The 17,399-nt window shown below is 64.1% G+C and carries 23 protein-coding genes and 3 tRNA genes; 2 read left to right on the top strand and 24 right to left on the bottom strand.

Annotation, left to right across the window (positions count from 1 at the left end):
* Positions 1-411: 411 nt before the first annotated feature.
* The 15 genes from rplT to larB all read right to left on the bottom strand — a co-directional run bounded on the left by rplT (position 412) and on the right by larB (position 10,436).
* Entirely contained in the window at positions 412-771 is a 360-nt protein-coding gene (gene rplT / locus QZ079_RS03250; RefSeq protein WP_291288968.1) for a 50S ribosomal protein L20, read from the bottom strand.
* Positions 772-820: 49 nt separating this feature from the next.
* A complete protein-coding gene (gene rpmI, locus QZ079_RS03245; RefSeq protein WP_291288969.1) occupies positions 821-1,012 on the bottom strand; it encodes a 50S ribosomal protein L35 in 192 nt (63 codons plus the stop codon).
* Between the two features lie 29 nt (positions 1,013-1,041).
* Entirely contained in the window at positions 1,042-1,605 is a 564-nt protein-coding gene (gene infC / locus QZ079_RS03240) for a translation initiation factor IF-3 (RefSeq protein WP_291289030.1), read from the bottom strand.
* A 218-nt stretch (positions 1,606-1,823) separates the two neighbouring features.
* Positions 1,824-1,910, bottom strand: a tRNA-Leu gene (locus tag QZ079_RS03235).
* Positions 1,911-2,005: 95 nt separating this feature from the next.
* Positions 2,006-2,212: a hypothetical protein gene (locus QZ079_RS03230; protein WP_291288970.1), complete on the bottom strand. Its 207-nt coding sequence runs from the start codon at positions 2,210-2,212 to the stop codon at positions 2,006-2,008.
* 153 nt (positions 2,213-2,365) lie between these two features.
* Positions 2,366-2,452, bottom strand: a tRNA-Leu gene (locus QZ079_RS03225).
* A gap of 110 nt (positions 2,453-2,562) precedes the next feature.
* On the bottom strand, positions 2,563-2,847 hold the full coding sequence (locus QZ079_RS03220) for a PTS sugar transporter subunit IIB (RefSeq protein ID WP_291288971.1): 285 nt from the start codon (positions 2,845-2,847) through the stop codon (positions 2,563-2,565).
* 85 nt (positions 2,848-2,932) lie between these two features.
* A tRNA-Leu gene (locus QZ079_RS03215) sits at positions 2,933-3,017 on the bottom strand.
* Between the two features lie 147 nt (positions 3,018-3,164).
* The gene (locus QZ079_RS03210) at positions 3,165-4,169 is read right to left on the bottom strand and encodes a hypothetical protein (protein ID WP_297035048.1); all 1,005 of its coding nucleotides are present in this window, start codon (positions 4,167-4,169) and stop codon (positions 3,165-3,167) included.
* 10 nt (positions 4,170-4,179) lie between these two features.
* Complete coding sequence (locus QZ079_RS03205) at positions 4,180-4,926, bottom strand: septum formation initiator family protein (protein WP_297035045.1); 747 nt, start codon at positions 4,924-4,926, stop codon at positions 4,180-4,182.
* 261 nt (positions 4,927-5,187) lie between these two features.
* Complete coding sequence (gene eno, locus QZ079_RS03200) at positions 5,188-6,477, bottom strand: phosphopyruvate hydratase (protein WP_297035042.1); 1,290 nt, start codon at positions 6,475-6,477, stop codon at positions 5,188-5,190.
* A gap of 219 nt (positions 6,478-6,696) precedes the next feature.
* Entirely contained in the window at positions 6,697-7,563 is an 867-nt protein-coding gene (gene mazG / locus QZ079_RS03195; RefSeq protein ID WP_297035040.1) for a nucleoside triphosphate pyrophosphohydrolase, read from the bottom strand.
* Positions 7,564-8,133, bottom strand: coding sequence for a phosphodiesterase (yfcE, locus tag QZ079_RS03190; protein ID WP_297035037.1), 570 nt, complete (start codon positions 8,131-8,133; stop codon positions 7,564-7,566).
* A gap of 47 nt (positions 8,134-8,180) precedes the next feature.
* The gene (gene larC, locus QZ079_RS03185; RefSeq protein ID WP_297035034.1) at positions 8,181-9,623 is read right to left on the bottom strand and encodes a nickel pincer cofactor biosynthesis protein LarC; all 1,443 of its coding nucleotides are present in this window, start codon (positions 9,621-9,623) and stop codon (positions 8,181-8,183) included.
* A gap of 48 nt (positions 9,624-9,671) precedes the next feature.
* Positions 9,672-10,436 (bottom strand): nickel pincer cofactor biosynthesis protein LarB, encoded by a 765-nt coding sequence (gene larB / locus QZ079_RS03180; protein ID WP_297035031.1) that lies wholly within the window; start codon positions 10,434-10,436, stop codon positions 9,672-9,674.
* Positions 10,437-10,550: 114 nt separating this feature from the next.
* Here larB and QZ079_RS03175 point away from each other — a divergent pair, with 114 nt between their 5' ends.
* Complete coding sequence (locus QZ079_RS03175; RefSeq protein ID WP_291288979.1) at positions 10,551-10,889, top strand: hypothetical protein; 339 nt, start codon at positions 10,551-10,553, stop codon at positions 10,887-10,889.
* 69 nt (positions 10,890-10,958) lie between these two features.
* Here the strand turns inward: QZ079_RS03175 and QZ079_RS03170 are convergent, their stop codons facing one another.
* Positions 10,959-11,330 (bottom strand): arsenate reductase family protein, encoded by a 372-nt coding sequence (locus QZ079_RS03170; protein WP_291288980.1) that lies wholly within the window; start codon positions 11,328-11,330, stop codon positions 10,959-10,961.
* Between the two features lie 73 nt (positions 11,331-11,403).
* On the opposite strand from QZ079_RS03170, the gene QZ079_RS03165 reads away from it, so the two are divergent.
* Positions 11,404-11,556, top strand: coding sequence for a hypothetical protein (locus QZ079_RS03165; protein ID WP_297035025.1), 153 nt, complete (start codon positions 11,404-11,406; stop codon positions 11,554-11,556).
* Positions 11,557-11,564: 8 nt separating this feature from the next.
* Here QZ079_RS03165 and hisE read toward each other — a convergent pair whose 3' ends face one another.
* The 8 genes from hisE to hisD form a co-directional block, all read right to left on the bottom strand.
* Entirely contained in the window at positions 11,565-11,882 is a 318-nt protein-coding gene (gene hisE / locus QZ079_RS03160) for a phosphoribosyl-ATP diphosphatase (RefSeq protein ID WP_297035022.1), read from the bottom strand.
* 10 nt (positions 11,883-11,892) lie between these two features.
* Entirely contained in the window at positions 11,893-12,210 is a 318-nt protein-coding gene (hisI, locus tag QZ079_RS03155; protein ID WP_291290091.1) for a phosphoribosyl-AMP cyclohydrolase, read from the bottom strand.
* Positions 12,211-12,370: 160 nt separating this feature from the next.
* Positions 12,371-13,153 carry an imidazole glycerol phosphate synthase subunit HisF gene (gene hisF / locus QZ079_RS03150; RefSeq protein WP_297035017.1) on the bottom strand — a complete coding sequence of 261 codons (783 nt, stop codon included), beginning with the start codon at positions 13,151-13,153 and terminating at the stop codon, positions 12,371-12,373.
* Positions 13,135-13,899 carry a HisA/HisF-related TIM barrel protein gene (locus tag QZ079_RS03145; protein WP_297035014.1) on the bottom strand — a complete coding sequence of 255 codons (765 nt, stop codon included), beginning with the start codon at positions 13,897-13,899 and terminating at the stop codon, positions 13,135-13,137. The genes hisF and QZ079_RS03145 overlap by 19 nt, the downstream gene beginning before the upstream one ends.
* A complete protein-coding gene (locus tag QZ079_RS03140; RefSeq protein ID WP_297035011.1) occupies positions 13,896-14,645 on the bottom strand; it encodes a glutamine amidotransferase-related protein in 750 nt (249 codons plus the stop codon). The genes QZ079_RS03145 and QZ079_RS03140 overlap by 4 nt, the downstream gene beginning before the upstream one ends.
* 53 nt (positions 14,646-14,698) lie before the next feature.
* Complete coding sequence (hisB, locus tag QZ079_RS03135) at positions 14,699-15,394, bottom strand: imidazoleglycerol-phosphate dehydratase HisB (protein ID WP_297035009.1); 696 nt, start codon at positions 15,392-15,394, stop codon at positions 14,699-14,701.
* On the bottom strand, positions 15,391-16,500 hold the full coding sequence (hisC, locus tag QZ079_RS03130) for a histidinol-phosphate transaminase (RefSeq protein ID WP_297035005.1): 1,110 nt from the start codon (positions 16,498-16,500) through the stop codon (positions 15,391-15,393). Before hisC ends, hisB begins: the two co-directional genes overlap by 4 nt.
* On the bottom strand, positions 16,493-17,399 hold a 907-nt coding region (hisD, locus tag QZ079_RS03125; protein ID WP_297035002.1), incomplete at its 5' end, for a histidinol dehydrogenase. The genes hisC and hisD, both read right to left, overlap by 8 nt.

Genomic DNA, 17,399 nt, shown 5'->3' with positions numbered 1-17,399 from the left:
GTCGCGGCTCCCCGCCGCGCGGCAAGGAGATATATTGCCAGAAAACATTCTGTGTGCAAGCGTCGATTGAGACGTTCACATTTCCATCACATTTATGTTGCCCTTGAGCCTATATACCGTATGTTCAGGCTCTATCGCACCTATATATTGATAAGCATATCCACGCGCTAGAGCGTTTCTCTTTATTCCAATCCGCATTACAACAAGGCCGATGTATTCCGGTAGCTTTCTTGCTCTATATATCTGAAGACACGCGAATTGGGCCGACGCCTCGTTTCTATATGCGAGAGGGTTCGCCCTTACAACCAAAGTCTGTGCGCAAAGCACCCTCTCCCGCAATACGAAAAAGGCGCCGGTGATCCGACGCCTTTCTTCACATCATAGAAGTCTATGCGGGATTTCTTCCAGTCTTTACGCCTCGAGCGCCTTCTTGGCGATCGCAGCGAGCTCGTTGAAGCTCTCGATGTCCTCGTAGGCCATCTGCGAGAGCACCTTACGATCGAGCTCGATACCGGCGACCTTGAGGCCGTGCATGAACTGCGAGTAGGAGATGCCGTTCAGGCGGGCGGCGGCGTTGATGCGCTGAATCCAGAGGGCGCGGATCTCGCGCTTCTTGTTGCGACGATCGCGGTACTGGTACTGGAGCGAATGCTGCACCTGCTCCTTGGCGTGCTTGTAGGTACGAGAGGCAGCACCGTAGTAACCCTTGGCCTGCTTCATGATGGTGCGGTGGTGCTTACGAGCATTGAGAGCGCGCTTCACACGTGCCATATCTGATCAACTCCTCGTGGTTCGTGAATCAACAGGTAGGTACTCGTCGTTACGCGAGGCGCGAAACGACCGTCTTGCGATCGGCAGCAGAAACCTCGGTCTCCTGGCGGAAGCCACGCTTGCGCTTCGTGGTCTTCTTGGTGAGAATGTGGCTCTTGTATGCCTTGGCGCGCATGAGCTTGCCGGTACCGGTGGTGCGGAAGCGCTTCTTGGTTCCGCTGTGCGACTTCATCTTAGGCATGACTTCTCCTTATCGCTTATAGGACAAAATTACTCGCCATCTTTGCTATCGCTCTTCTCGGGCTTCTCATCGAAAGCGCCCTTGATGGGAGCGAGGAGCATCAACATGTTGCGACCCTCGAGCTTGGGCTGCGACTCGACCGTAGCATAGGGCTTGAGGTCTTCCGCAAGGCGCTCAAGCACGTTCAGCCCCTGTTCGGGATGAGCCATCTCGCGGCCGCGGAACATGATCGTGACCTTCACGCGGGCGCCCTTCTTCAGGAAGCGCAGCACATGACCCTTCTTGGTCTCGTAATCGCCCACGTCGATCTTCGGACGGAACTTCATCTCCTTGACCTCGACGCGAGACTGGTTCTTGCGCGCCTGCTTCGCCTTCATGGCCTGCTGGTACTTGAACTTACCGTAGTCCATGACGCGGCAGACCGGGGGGTCGGCGTTCGGCGCGATCTCGACCAGATCGAGACCCTGCTCGTCGGCGACGCGCTGCGCATCACGAATGCCGAAGACGCCCAGCTGGGAACCGTCGACACCGATCAGGCGGCACCTGGTCGCGGTGATCTCGTCGTTGATGCGCGTGTCATCGTGCTTAGCTATTTTCGGTACCTCCTTAAACGAAGAGAGCCCGGTGCCAAGACAGCAACCGGACTCACAAAGCGAATGAAAGGCACTATGCCCCTACATCTTCCGTTGTGACCAGACAGCTGCCACATGGCGCCGAAAGGTGGGAGCCGAAGCTCCTCTTTGGCCATCGCTTGCGCGATGCGGGTTGCATGATAGCACAGTCGCAGCTACTCCATGACATCGCCATGAAATGGTGCCCGAGGCGAGGGTCGAACTCGCACGCTGTTGCCAGCGCCAGATTTTGAGTCTGGTGCGTCTGCCAATTCCGCCACTCGGGCAGATGCCATCGGCAACCGCAACGCGGCTATCAAGCTGAGATATCGTACCACAGATTCCCGCGCCGAAAAACCGGGATTTGACAGCGCGGGTCTGCTTAATTCAGCCAACGATGGTCGTCGTCGCCCTCATCGCGCACAACCGAGATCTTGATCTTGCCCATGAGCACGAGCACTACGAGCACGATGAGAACGATGGGGATGAGCCTCAGCGCGCCCACGAAGAGCACGCCCAGAAACGACAGGATGATGGAGATGATCGCCGCCGCGATAAGTAGGACGATAACCATGTAGAGACAGGACATGCCGCATACCTTTCGCTCGTCTGCGCCTGACATTGGGGACAGTCCCCAGTGTCATGACATTGGGGACTGTCCCCAATATCAGGCCGCATGCCTGCCAAAAGGGACTGTCCCTTTTGGCAAAAAGGCTCCGTTGCCGGAGCCTTTACAATTCAATGGTGCGGGCGAAAGGACTTGAACCTTCACGGGGTTGCCCCCATATGGACCTGAACCATACGCGTCTGCCAATTCCGCCACGCCCGCATGGATTTCGGCGTTCACCGAAAGCGCAGTTCATCTTAGCGTAGCTTTCGACGGCGCGCAAGACCTTGGTTTGAAAAAGGTTTCCGCGACGCCGCGTGCAACGCGAGCGCTTAGCTGGCGAGCGCGTCGAGAAGCGCCTGCTCCGCCGCCCCGCGACCCACGCCCGTGAGGAACGGGACGCCGCTCACGTACGGGCAGGCGATTCCCTTCGGCGCAACGGTCGTTGCGACGAGCACGTCCGCATCCGCGCAGGCGTCGAGCGCCTCGGCGATCGAGCACTGCACGATTCTGAACTGGCCTTCATAGCCGTGCTCGTTGAGCAGTGCGGTGACCTTGCTCGCCACCGCCGTCGACGTGGCAATACCCGAACCACATGCCAGTACGATCTTCTTCATGATGGGGCTCCCCTTTCGAAGCGCATCCCGATATCTCATGACCAAACAGTCTTCGCCGCTCGATACGAGCAGCGTTTGAGGTAGCTGGTAGGGGCGGTGGGACTCGAACCCACAATCCCGAAGGCGAGAGATTTTAAGTCTCCTGCGTATGCCAATTCCGCCACGCCCCCGTGCGCATGCCAGTCTACCAGATTACGGCGTAAACCGCTCCAGGTGCTTTCGACGCGCATCGGTATCCGAGCAAGGTATTCACATGTCGCGCCAGGCATATCGGGCAGCCTTCCCAATACAGCGCATAAAAAGTCGCTGGGGCAATCTTACCTGCGCGCGAGCTCGGGCGTCCAGCCCGTGGTGGGCGACGCGCCGCGCAGAACCTCGTCTACTGTCGCGACCACGCCCGCAAGCAGGCTGCTCTCGCTCACGGTGAGCACATCGTATCCGCCCGCACGCATGAGCTCGCGGATGATGACACTTCCAGCGAGCATCATGGGAGCACGCTCCGGCTGCATGCCCTTGAGTTCGGCGATGTCCGGAATAGCGAGCGGCCGCATGCGCGCAAGCTGGCGCTCGACCTCATCGAGAGTGAGGTCGTGGAGGTGCACGAAGGCGGAATCGAACGGCACGAGCTCGTGCTCGAGCGCGACGAGCGTGCTGACCGTGCCTCCCACCGAGATGAGGCGCGCAGGATGCTCGTCGAATGCGCTCCAATAAGACGCGAATTGTTCATGTGCCCATCCAGAAGCTGCCTCGAGTTCTCCTGCCGCAGGCGGGATCGCCGTGAAGAAGCGATCGGTGAGACGGCGGCAACCGATATCGAGGGACCGGACGTGCTCGAGATCGAGCGTAGATGCCTCAGGCAGATAGGAGCCCACGACGATTTCGGTCGAGCCACCACCGGGGTCGGCAACGGCAATGCGCTCGCCAGGGAAATCGTGCGCGACTCCCAAGAACGTGAGACGCGCCTCGACCTCGCCGGGAATGACCTGCGGGATGAACCCCAGGGCGGCGAGCTTTCCGGTGAGCTCGTTCGCATTCGCCGCATCGCGCGCGGCGCTCGTGAGCGTCATACAGGTCGCCTCCGCGCCGAACGCACGCGCCTCCTCGGCGAACTGGGAGCAAGCGCGCTCGACACGGTCAATCGCCTCGTTGTTGAAGGCGCCGGCGGCGTCCACGCCCCTGCCCATATCCGTGATGATTGAGTGCTTGGTGAGCTCGACGATATTCCCGTCGCGAACGCGCGCAAGCGCCAGACGCGACGAAACGGTTCCCAGATCGACGGCAGCGATGCGCGCGCAACCGTCGATATCAGACCTATAGCCCATATGTTCCTCGCTACTCCTCCGAAGACGGCTCTTCCGCCTGGGTCTCCCCCTCTGAGGACGCGCCCGATGCGGCTTCCTCGGATTCTGCCTCTCCCGCCGACGAAACGACCTGTCCCTCGACGCCTCGGTAGAAGAAGATGGCGTCGAGCACCTTGATGTACCACGGAGCATCGTCGACAACCGCAAGCTCTGCGTTTTCGACCTCGGAAGCCGTGAGGGAATCGCCGGAGGAGGATTCATCGGCCTCCACGCCCGTAACCGTGACGACCCGCTCGCCCGGCATGACGAGCCCGAGGTTCTCTCGCGCGATGTCCTCGATGCCCTCCGTCGAGAGCAGACGGCTGACTTTGTCCTCGAGCACCTCGTTGTAATCGTTCCTCACCTCGAGCTGCCGCTCGAGGATATCGCCGGTGCGATACGCAGTGTAGAGGTCGCGAACAGGGAAGTACAGGCCGATACCCACCGCGAGCACAACAAGGCCGTAGAAAAGATAGCGCGTTGAACCCGTCGTGAACTGGTAGACGGCCTGGACGATGCGGTTATCCGCGGCGTAGCGCATGAGGCCGGAGGTGTGATGACTGCGACGGGGGCTGCGCCCGGTGCCGCCGCGCCCTGCCGCGGAAGAGCGACCCGCCCCTTTGGAGCCGCGAGCAGCGGTCGGTGCGCCACCCGCGTGCCCAGCACCAGCCCTGCGAGCACGACCCTCGCCCGCCCGCATGCGGTAAACCGCTGGTCTATCGTTGTAAGAGATGTCCATGGTGCGCCTTGTGTGTTTGAAGGATGGTTGCGCGTTGCCTTAGGTTATACCACGGACACCGCCCGCAGGGCCTGAGTATTTCGCCCGTTCACGCGAACGGCGCAGAGCGCCACGGAAGCGGCACCGATGGACGAAGCCGACGCGTACGCCGATCCCAACGAGATCATCGAGGAATAGCACTTTCTTTGCTAGAAAAGCCGCAGGCGGAAACGCATCCCACCTGCGGCTCGCATTTCGGCTCCAGTAACCCTCTCGATCACATCAGCGCTTCACGCGAAAGGCATTCCATCCGGCATATTCGGCTGAGGTATACAGGCCGTCCTCGATGCGCAGGAGCTGGTTGTACTTCGCCACGCGATCGCTGCGGCAGGGCGCGCCCGTCTTGATCTGTCCCGCGTTCGTGGCGACCGCAAGGTCTGCGATGGTCGAGTCCTCGGTCTCGCCGGAGCGATGGCTCACGATGATGCCGAAGCCGGCGCGCTTCGCCATCTCGATCGCCTCGAGCGCCTCGGTGAGCGACCCGATCTGGTTCACCTTGACGAGGATGGCGTTCGCGGCACCGAGCTCGATGCCCTTCGCAAGACGCTTGGTGTTCGTGACGAAGAGGTCGTCGCCCACAAGCTGCACACGGTCGCCGATACGCTGGGTGAGCTTCACCCAGCCGTCCCAGTCCTCTTCGGCGAGACCGTCCTCGACGGAGATGATGGGATAGCGCTCCACGAGCTCCGCCCAGTAGTCGATCATCTCGTCCGTGGTGAGCTCGCGCCCCTCGCCCGCGAGGACGTACACGCCGCGCGCGGGGTCGTAGAGCTCCGTGGTGGCGGGATCCATGGCGATCATGAAGTCCTCGCCCGGCTTGTAGCCCGCCGCCTCGATGGCGCGCACGATGTACTGGAGCGGCTCCTCGTTCGAGGCGAGGTCTGGCGCGAAACCGCCCTCGTCACCCACGCCCGTCGCATGGCCGCTCTCCTTGAGGACGCCCTTGAGCGTGTGGTAGACCTCCGCGCACCAGCGCAGCGCCTCGGCAAACGTGGGCGCGCCCACCGGCATGATCATGAATTCCTGGAAATCGACGTTGTTATCGGCATGCACGCCGCCGTTCAGGATGTTCATCATGGGCACGGGAAGCGTGTGGCCGTTCACACCGCCGAGGTAGCTATAGAGTTCGAGCCCCGCAGACTGCGCCGCCGCACGCGCCACGGCGAGCGAGACGCCAAGGATCGCGTTCGCGCCGAGGCTTCCCTTGTTCGGTGTGCCGTCCACCGCGATGAGGGCGGCGTCGAGGGCACGCTGGTCGAAGGCATCCATGCCGATGACGGCCTCCGCACACTCCTTGTTCACGTGGTCGACGGCGCGCATCACGCCTTTTCCCTGGTAGCGATCGGCGTCGCCGTCGCGGAGTTCGACCGCTTCGAACGCGCCCGTCGAGGCACCCGAGGGCACCATGGCGCGGCCGAACGAGCCGTCGTCGAGCGTCGCCTCGACCTCCACCGTGGGATTGCCGCGCGAATCGAGCACCTCGCGACCGTAGATATCGATGATCTCGCTCATGGGGGGTCCTTTCTCTTGAGCCTTTGCCACCGCTTCGAGCTGCAGGGGATGTCCGGCATCCCTCACCTGCAGCGAAGTGGTTAGCCTATGTAAACTTTTATGATATGCCCGTTTTCTTCCCTGTCTAACCCGTCGTGGGAATATAGGCGACAAACGCGCGAAATATTCGGCGAGAAGCGGCGCGTCGACTGCAAGGACGTTCTAGCGAACGACGCGAGCCTACTCCCCCGTCTTGACCTCATCCCAGAGCCGGTTGAGTTCTTCGGTCGAAAGCTCCTCGACGCTCGTGCCGCACTCCCAGGCGAGGCGTTCGACCGCCTCCCAGCGTGTGCGGAACTTCATGGTACTCGCTCGGAGCGCGCTCTCGGCGTCGATGCCCTCGCGGCGTGCGACGTTCACGAGCGCGAACAGCATGTCGCCGAACTCCATCGCGCGCGCCTCGCTGCCCGGCTCCTCGCGCTCGAACTCCGCGCGTTCCGAGGCTGCCTGTGCCCACACGTCATCCACCGTGTCCCATTCGAAGCCCACCGCTGCCGCCTTGCGCGAGACCTTCTGCGCCTGCATGAGCGCCGGGAGTGCACGAGGGACGCTTTCGAGCAGGCTTTTCGGATACTCCTCGCCCAAAGCGGCGGCGTCCTCCTTCGCCTTTTCCGCAAGCTTCACCTGATCCCAGATGTCGAGCACCTCGGCAGCGTCGTGCGCGCCGCCACGATCGCCGAACACATGCGGATGCCGGCGAACGAGCTTCTCATCGAGCCCGCGCACCACGTCGTCGATGGTGAACGAGCCTTCGTCGGCTGCGATCTGGGCGTGCAGCATGACCTGCATGAGCACGTCGCCGAGCTCTTCGCACAGGTGGACCTCGTTGCCTTCCTCGATGCAGTCGACGGCCTCGTACGCCTCCTCCACCATGTTCTTCGCGATGGAGGCGTGCGTCTGCTCGCGATCCCACGGGCAACCGTCGGGCTGGCGCAGGCGCCAGATGGTCTCGGTAAGCGCATCGAACGCCTCGCTCGCATCGATACGGGTCGAGCGGTCGCGTTCGCCTGCGTTCCGGGGCGTAGCCATATCCCTCGTCTCAGACATCTAGGCCTCCTCGAGGATCATATGGCGGAATGCCTTCTCAACCGGGCGTCCGCTTTCGTAGATGCCGAAGCTGTGGCTGCCGTCCTTGGGGATACCCACGCTACCGGGGTTGAACGCCCAGACATCCGGAGCTGCCGGCACGGGCTCGTTCACCTTGACGTGCGTATGCCCGTACACGATGGCAGATCCCTTCGGGAGCGCCGGCAGGTTGTCGACGCTGTTGTGGAAGCCCGCGCCGAAGATATGCCCGTGCGTGAAGAACAGGGTGCGCCCGGCATCGTCGACGAGCTCGCAATAATCCGCCATGCAGGGGAAATCGAGCACCATCTGGTCGACTTCCGCCTCGCAGTTTCCGCGCACGGCGAGCAGCGCGCCCGTCTTTGCGAACTCGTTAAGCAGCGGAATGACCTTCTTGGGGGCATACTCACGCGGAAGGTCGTTGCGCGGCCCATGGTAGAGCACGTCGCCCAGGAGTACCACGCGGTCGACCTGTTCGGTCTCTATGGCACGCATGAGGCGCTCCGCCCAATACGCGGAGCCATGGATGTCTGAAGCGATGGCGATCTTCATGGATGTACCTCTTTCCGTGAGTGCATCAGGCGTTGAGTGGGAGATCGTCACACGCTCAGAGAGGAGCGCGTGGCGTTCATGACGGTTTGGAACGAAAGGCGCTCGCGACGGGCGATGGCGGCGACGTCCTCGTATTCCGGCATGCCGCGGAGCGAGCCGTCCGGAAGCGTGACGACCTTCATCCGCACCTCGCCCCACGGAGTCGGCACGGTCGTCCATGCGCGCTCGAGTACCGTACGGTCGCAGAGCCAGCGGCGGATGCCGATGGTGGTCGTCTCGGAAAAGATGATGCCCTCCAGGCGCTCGGCGTCCTCGATGGCCGCGATCACCTGAAGCTGCCAGGCCGGCCTCCCCTTTTTCGTGAATATAGGCACCCAATGGACCTCGCGGGCACCCGCTTCGCGCAGCCGCTCGGCGGCGTAGGCGAGGACCTCGCCGGAGGCGTCGTCGATATCGCATTCGAGGCGGACGATCGAGGCGGGCATCGCCGCGTCGATCGTGGGGTGCGGCGCGTCCCCCTCTGCAAGCTCGCCTCCTCGCGACTTCACCTCGCCTGCAAGCGCAGCGCCGTGCAGGTTGTACGGCGACGCAGCGGAAACCCGCTCCGCACCGTCTTGCGGATGCCATGCGAGATCAGAAACCCCTCCGGGAAGCTCTTCGATGATGAGCGCGCGCACGAGGCTCGGCCGCTCATAGGTTCGCTTGCCCGCGCCGAGACCGACCGCCTTCACGCAGAACCGCTCCGGGAGCTCGCGCTCTGCCTCGAGCGCGGCGACGATGGCGGCTCCCGTGGGCGTGACGAGCTCGCCTTCGACATCGCACACGGAAAGCGGCAGGCCGTGGGCTTCGACGATATTGAGCGTCGCCGGGACCGGCACGGGAATAACGCCGTGCTCGCAACGGATCGTCCCGTGCCCGTCCTTGAGCACCGGCACGATCACGCGGTCGATATCCAAATCATCGATCGCCACGGCCGTGGAAACGATATCGACGATTGAGTCGACGGCACCGACCTCGTGGAAATGAACCTCATCCAACGGCACGCCGTGTGCCTTCGCCTCGGCGCGTGCGATGACGTCGACGATGCGATGCGCCAGGGCGCGTGCACGGGGCGTCATCTCGCCCGCGTCGATGATGGCATCGATGTCGGCAGGTCCGCGGTGGGCGTGGTGATGGGCGTGGGTGCGATCGTGCGAATGACCATGGGCGTGGGTGTGATCGTGGCCGTGCGCGTGGCCGTCGTCCCGCCCATGCAGGTACGCCATGTCGTGGTCGTGGTTCTCGAACCCGGGATCGAGCACGACGTCGAAATCGCAGCAATCAAGACCGGCCTTGAAGACGCGGCCGATCTTCACCTCATACCCTTCGACAGGCAGGCTGTCGAGCGCCGCGCGCAAAACCTCCTCCCGCGCACCGAGGTCGAGCAGGGCGGCGACGGTCATATCGCCGCTGATGCCGCATGTGCAATCCAAATACAGGGTCTTCCCCATGGTCTCTCTCCCTTGTCGGGACATCAAAGCGAGGTGCCGTCCCAGCCCCTAAACGCGTCTACCCGGAAGATGGTTGATGAGCGACGCCTGATACGCCGCACCGAAACCGTTGTCGATATTCACGACAGACAAGCCGCTCGCGCAGCTATTCACCATAGCGAGAAGCGCGGTGATGCCGCCGAGGTTCGCCCCGTACCCCACGCTCGTGGGCACCGCGATGACCGGACAGGCGGCAAGGCCTGCCACGACGCTCGGAAGCGCCCCCTCCATGCCCGCGATGGCGATGATCACCTGTGCGCGGGAAATCTTATCGGCATGGCGCAGCAACCGATGGATCCCCGCCACGCCGGCGTCTTGCACACACGTGACGTGATTGCCCAGAAAGCGCGCCGTGAGCTCCGCCTCCGCCGCGACAGGGGCATCGCTCGTACCCGCTGTGACGATGAGGATCTCACCGTTGCCGTCTGGCTCGGGAAGCTCGCCCGCGACCGCCGCACGGGCTTCGGCATGGTACGCAAGCTCGCAGCCGAGCGCAGTGAGCGCGCGGTGTTTCTCCTCGTCGAGGCGCGTCACGAGGATGCGCCTCTGGCCGGCGTCGCGCATCGCGCCGATGATGCCGACGATCTGCTCGGGAGTCTTCCCGGCCCCGTAAACGACCTCGGACACGCCCGTGCGCAGGCCGCGCGCCGTATCCACCTGGGCATACCCCATATCGGAAACGCTTTCAAGGCGAACGCGATCCACCAGGTCGCGAGCGGAAAGCTCTCCCGCCGCGACGGCGCGCGCCAACGCCTCCAGATCAGATGCATCCATGGTGTTCCTTCCCGAAGCATTGCCCTCTATGGTAGCAGCTCGCCTATAATCATGTAGCGCGGCGCCACTTGGCGCTGCCTGCATGTACAACCACCGAGTACGCGAGGAGCCCCCATGAGCACGCACGACGAACTCGATACCTTCGATACCGAATTGGATGAGCAGCCCGACAAGTCGCCGTGGCAGCCTGGCCCCGCCCTGCCCTTCACCGCGCTCGCGCTCTGCGTTGCGGGCGTGGTCATCGGCTACTACTTCATCTGGCTTCTGGGAGCGGCGATGCTCATCGCGAGCATCGTGTGCGGCGTCATCGCACTCCGTCGCCACGCCCCGTACCGCTGGGCGGCGATCATCGCCATCACACTGAGCGTCATCGCCCTCATCTTCGCCGCGGCGGTGATCAGCGTCATCGTCTACCAGGTGCAGCACGCGGAGGAGCTGCTCGCAGCGATGTAGCGCGCGGCGGGGCTTCGAATCGGAGCCCGCTCACGCGCGGCGTCCGGACGCGAGCACGGCGTAAGGACGTTATAGCAGCGCCGCCTCCCATTCCGCAGGCTTGAACCCCACGAGCACGATATCTCCCGCGACGACGATGGGACGCTTTACGAGCATGCCGTCCGTCGCGAGGAGCGCTCGGGCGTCTTCGTCCGACATGCCGGCATCGAGCTGCGCCTTCACGCCAAGCTCGCGATACTTCATGCCGCTTGTGTTGAAGAAGCGGCGAAGCGGCAGGCCGGAGCGCGCCTGCCAGCCCGCAATCTCCTCCGCCCGGGGGTTGTCCTCCACGATATGGCGGTCTGTGTACGCGATGCCGTGGTCGTCGAGCCAGCGCTTGGCTTTCTTGCAGGTGGAACAGGGTGGGTATTCAATGAATAGAACGGGTTCGGAAGCTGCCATGGGTTCCTCCTCGAACGTGGGTCGCTTGCAGTGAATCTTAGCGTACCACGGAGCGAGGAGAGCCTGCGCCCGCTTGGAATCTCAAACCCTCGACCGCCATACGCACGCCAAGGTCTCCGACGGCGCCTCGGTCTTCGAAGACGGCGGCGCGCCGCCGCGAGCGCCAGATGCCGGGCGGTCGTCAACTGAGGGGTTTTCGACCCCGCCCGAAGTGACGCCCGAATAGCGAATGGGCTAGCGCCGCCGGGCGTCGAGCTCGCCAGCAAGCTCCTCGAGCGTGATGCCGTAGCGCTCGAGCACCACGAGCAGGTGGTACACAAGGTCGCCCGCCTCGTAGCGGATATGGTCGTGGTCGCGATCCTTCGCCGCCATCACGACCTCGCACGACTCCTCCACGAGCTTTTTCAGCAGGCTATCCTCTTTGCCGGAAAGCAGCCGCGCGGTATAGCTTTCCTCGGGCGACGCCGTGACACGGCTGTGGATGACCTCCGCCAAGCCGGTAATTGTCGCGCCGATATCTCCATCATGCACGTTTGCGGTTCTCTCGCCCATACTTCGGCTCCTAACCAAGGTTGTTGTAGAAACAGCTGCGATTGCCCGTATGGCATGCCGGGCCAGGGGAATCCACCTTCGCGAGGAGCGTGTCGCCGTCGCAATCGGCGAGTAGCTCCTTGACCTGCTGCATATTGCCGCTCGTAGCGCCCTTGTTCCACAGCTCCTGCCTGCTGCGGCTCCAGAACCACGTGGTGCCCGTCTCTTGTGTGAGGCGCAGCGACTCGGCGTTCATCCATGCCACCATGAGCACCTCGCCGGTGTCGTATTGCTGCACCACACAGGGGATGAGCCCGCGATCGTCGAACGTAAGGTCATCTACGGTCATATCCTATCGCTCCTCCATTCTTGATTCGCGCAGCGAAGCACCGTGACAGCGGTACCAGGTGTGACAGCGGTGCCAGGGGAAACTGTCACGCCTCTGGCCAAACGTGACAGTTTCCCCTGGCACCGCTGTCACCCCTGGCACCGCTGTCACGCCTTGCGCTTTAGAAATCGAGCCGCACGGGGATTCCCTGCGCCGCCATATACTCCTTCACCTCGCGGATGCTGAACGTCCCGAAATGGAACACGCTCGCCGCGAGCACGGCATCGGCCTCGCCCTCGATGATGCCTTCGGCGAAATGCTCGAGCTCCCCCACGCCGCCCGATGCGATGACGGGGATGGGCACGGCGCGCGCCACCGCACGCGTGAGCGCAAGGTCGAACCCCTCCTTCGTGCCGTCGCGATCCATACTCGTGAGCAAGATCTCGCCTGCGCCGCGCCGCGCGGCCTCCTCCGCCCAGGCTACGGCGTCGATGCCCGTAGGCGTGCGACCGCCCGCGGTGTACACCTCCCAGCGATCCGCCCCCGGAGCACCGGGCTCGCCCACGCGCTTCGCATCGATGGCGCAAATCACCGCCTGGCTGCCGAATGCCGCCGCCGCGGCCGAGATGAGCGAGGGATCCTTCACGGCGGCGGAGTTGAGCGAACCCTTATCCGCTCCCGCGGCAACCATCTGCCGCATCCCCACAAGGTCACGGAACCCTCCGCCCACGGTATAGGGGATGGCGAGTTCGCTCGCCGCGCGCGCCGCCATATCGATGGTCGTGGCGCGGTTGTCGCTCGTCGCTGTGATATCGAGGAAGATGACCTCGTCGGCACCGGCAGCGTCATAGGCGGCCGCAAGCTCCACCGGGTCGCCCGCATCGCGGAGCGCCACGAAGTTCACGCCCTTTACGACGCGGCCGTCTTTCACATCCAAACAGGGAATCACGCGTTTGGTGAGCATGTCGCCTCCCCTCCGCACGCGGCGTCGAGCGCTTCGTGCAGGATGAATGCGCCCTCGTAGAGCGCGCGGCCGGTAATCGCTCCTTCGATAACGTCTTCACCGAGCTCCGCGAGCGCGCGGATATCATCGAGCGAGGAAATGCCGCCAGATGCCACCACGGGAAAGCCGGCAACCTCGGCGATATGCCGATACGCCTCCACGTCGACGCCCGTCTGCATACCATCGCGGGCGATATCGGTGAACACCAGATGCTTGAAACCCAAGCTCGCGAGCTCGCCTACCACATCGTCGGCGCTGCGCGAAACGCCCTCGCGCCAGCCGTTCACGCGCACCTCGCCGTCGCGCGCCGCGACGTCGGCCACAAGCAGGTCGCCGAATGCGCGCGCGGCAACCTCGGCAAAGCCCGGCTCGCGCACGAGCACGGTGCCGAGCGAGATGCGCTTCGCTCCCAACCCCGCGAGCTCGTCGATGCGCGCAAGCGACCGTACGCCGCCACCGATATCGACGGATATGCCTTCCACCTCGCAGATGGCGCGGATTGCCTCGGTGTTCGCCGCGCGCGCGGCCTCGTCCTCTTCAAGGGCTGCGGAAAGGTCGACCACGTGGATCCATGTCGCGCCCGCGTCGGCGAACGCACGCGCCTGGGCGGCCGGGTCCTCGGAATACACCTTCATGTGAGCACGGTCGCCGTGCTCGAGGCGCACAACCTTACCTGCTACAAGATCGATGGCGGGAAAGAGGATCATGCTCTGCCCTCCTTGCGCTGGGCGACGATCGCGACGAAGTTGCGCAGGATCTCGAGGCCGTGCGCAGATGATTTCTCGGGGTGGAACTGGCAGCCGAAGATGTTGCCGTGCCACACGACGGAGGCGAAATCGCGTGCGTAGAACGTGCGAGCGGCGACGTCATCCAAGGCGACATCGCCATCGAGCGCGAAGGAGTGCGTGAAGTAAAGGTTCGCGCCCTCGGCGAAGCCCTCGAGCAGCGGACACGTCCTGCCTGCGGGCGTGAGGTGCACCTGATCCCAGCCAACATGCGGGATCTTCAACCGCCCGCTCGGCAGCACGGAGCACGAACCCCCCAGTATGCCGAGACCGCGCACCCAGCGCCGGCCTTCGGCTTCGAAAACCGTGGCGGGCGCGAGGCCGGTACCTCGGGCGTCGTGCGACAGACATGCTGCCGCGCCTTCGGGAACACCTTCGTCGCCGCGCTCGAACAGAAGCTGAAGCCCCAGGCAGATACCCAGAAACGGCGTGCCTTCGCCGTGCGCGACGGCATCGATGACCGCCTGATCTTGACCCGTTTCATGCATGAAGGCGATCGCATCGAAAAACGAGCCCACGCCGGGCAGCACGATGCCATCCGCCATGCGGATGGTGGCAGGGTCATCCGTCACGAGCGCTTCGGCGCCCGCACGGGCAAGGCCGCGTGCCACGCTCGAAAGGTTTCCCTTGTGATAATCGATAACCGCGATGGTCGGGGTATTCGCCATGCGCATCCTTTCTTCCCTCGATCCGCCGGGACGGGGTCGACTCGACGGGCCGCTCAGAGGCTGCCCTTGGTGGAGGGGATGCCGCGCACGCGTGCATCCTGCTCGCACGCGAAGCGCATCGCACGGCCGACGGCCTTGAACGCCGCCTCGATGATGTGGTGCGAGTTCTCGCCGGCGAGCTCGCGCACATGGAGCGTCACCCCGGCGTCGCGCGCGAAGGCGTAGAAGAACTCCACGGCGAGCTCCGTGTCGAAATCGCCCACGCGCGGGGTCGGTAGCGGAAGATCGCAGTACGCCTGTCCGCGACCGGAGATATCCACCGCTGCCATGACAAGCGTCTCATCCATGGGAATCGCGACGTCGGCGAAGCGCTTGATGCGTTGCTTGTCACCGAGCGCCTGCGCGAACGCCTGGCCGAGCACGATACCCGTATCCTCGACCGTGTGATGCGCGTCGACCTCGGTATCGCCGAGCGCTTCGATTTTGAGGTCGAACAGGCCATGGCGGGCGAAGGCGTTCAGCATGTGGTCGAAGAACGGCACGCCGGTCGTGATGTCGCAGGCGCCGGTACCGTCAAGCGAAAGCGAGAGCGTGATGTCCGTCTCGCCGGTCACGCGCTGAACGGTCGTGGTACGCGCGCTCGTCGAGAACAGCTCGTCGAGCCCCGCGCTCGTGCGCACAGCGCTTTCCGTCGCTGTCGCGGCAGACGTCGCCTTGAGATCGCGCGGCTGCTTCTTGTAGATGGTCATGACTCGTCCCCCTTCAGAAGCTCGGCAAGCGCCGAGAGCACCGCGTCATTCTCCTCGGGCGTACCCACGGTGATGCGCAGGCACCCGGCAAGCCCCGGCGCGGAGCTGAAATCACGTACCAGGATAGAATACTCGTCGCGCAGGCGCTCGCGCAGGCGCGCAGCATCCGGCAGACGCACGAGCAGGAAATTACCCTGCCCCCGCCATACGCGACCGGCCGCAGAAGTGGCGGAAATCAGCGCCTCGATGTCGGCATGCAGGCGCTCGCGTTCCGAGCGAATCCGCTCGACGACCGGCGCATAGGCATCGCGCGAGCGCACCGCGACGAGCGCCGCCGCCTGCGTGAGCACGTTCACCGAGTAGATCTGGCGCACAGCGGAGAACACGTCGATCGCGTCGGGCGCGGCGAGCACGTATCCGCAGCGGATCCCCGCCTCGCCGAACGCCTTGGAAAGCGTGCGCAGCACGACGAGGTTCGCATGACGTCCTAAAAGCGGAACCGCGGAGACCCCCTCGTCGGCGAACTCGCCGTATGCCTCATCGACCATCACGATGCCGGGGCATGCATGGCAGAGGTCTTCGACGAACTCGAGCGGCAGCACATCACCCGTGGGGTTGTTCGGCGAGGTCACGATCACAAGATTCGCCGAACGCGCGGCATGAAGCGCCTCCGGGATGTTCGGAGCGAACGTCTCGGGATCGCGCGGGACGCGTACGACATCCGTCTCGAGCAAGCTCGCGAAAAACGCGTACTCGCTGAAATCCGGCGGGCAGGTGAGAAGCGCTCGCCCGCGACCGCCAAACGCAAGCAGCAGGTTGAACAAGAGCTCATCGCCGCCGTTGCCCACGCATACCTGCGTGCGCTCTAGGCCGTGGCGTGCGGCAAGCGCATCGCGAAGCTCGTTCGCGAGCGGATCGGGATAGCGATTGAGGGGCGTGGCGGCGAGCGCCTCGTCGATCGCAGCGCGCACGGCGCTCGGCAGCGGATAGGTGTTCTCGTTCGCCGACAGGTTGATGCGACACGGCGAGAACATGGGGTCATAGGGTTCGATACCGGTGAGGTGCGGCTGCACGAGCTCGCGCATGCGGACGGAAAGCTCAGCCATGGCGCACACCCGCCCCGCTGGAAACGTCGCCGCCGCAGCCGCGCTCGATAACCCGCGGATCGTCGTTCGGCCACGCGATGCCGCTAAGATCTTCCTCGGCGAGCGCGGCAGGGTCGAGCGCTGCCGCACCTCGCTCGAGTGCACGACGCCTGAGCCCTGCCGAAAGCGCGTGCGCCCACAGCCCTTCGGCCCGCGCGAGCTCCTGGGTGGCGGGGGCGTCGGCCAGAAATCCTTCCGACGTATAGCAGATGACCGAGGAGCGCTTTTGGAAATCGCTCACGGACAGCGGGCTCGAGAAGCGCGCCGTGCCGCCCGTAGGCAGCGTGTGATTGGGTCCAGCGACGTAATCGCCGAGCGGCTCGGAACTCCACGCGCCCACGAAGATGGCGCCCGCGTTATTGATGGAGCCGAGCAACCCGAGCGCGTTTTCGCAGTGGAGCTCCAGGTGTTCGGGGGCGACGGTGTTCACCGCGTCGACGGCGGCAGCGAGGTCGGGCGCGACCACGATCACGCCCTCGTTATCGAGCGAGGCGCGCGTGATCTCTTCGCGCGGGCTCTGCGCGCAGAAGCATTCGAGCGCCTCCTCCACACGCCGCGCGAACGCGACGTCGCAGGTGATGAGATAGCATGCGGCGAGCGGATCGTGCTCCGCCTGCGCCATAAGGTCCGCCGCGACCACGGTGGGCTCGGCCGAGGCATCCGCGAGCACGCAGACCTCGGAAGGGCCGGCGACCATGTCGATGCCCACATCGCCCGAAACAAGCTGCTTGGCGGCAGCGACGTAGGCGTTGCCGGGACCGGTGACGACATCGACGGGCGCGATGGTTTCCGTACCGTAGGCGAGCGCGGCGATGGCCTGTGCCCCGCCCACCGTATAGATCTCGTCCACGCCGGCAGCG

Source organism: uncultured Enorma sp., assembly GCA_905210055.1.
GTDB lineage: Bacteria > Actinomycetota > Coriobacteriia > Coriobacteriales > Coriobacteriaceae > Enorma.
The sequence above is the reverse complement of the archived record's forward strand: the minus strand, read 5'-3'. Positions and strand labels throughout refer to the sequence as shown.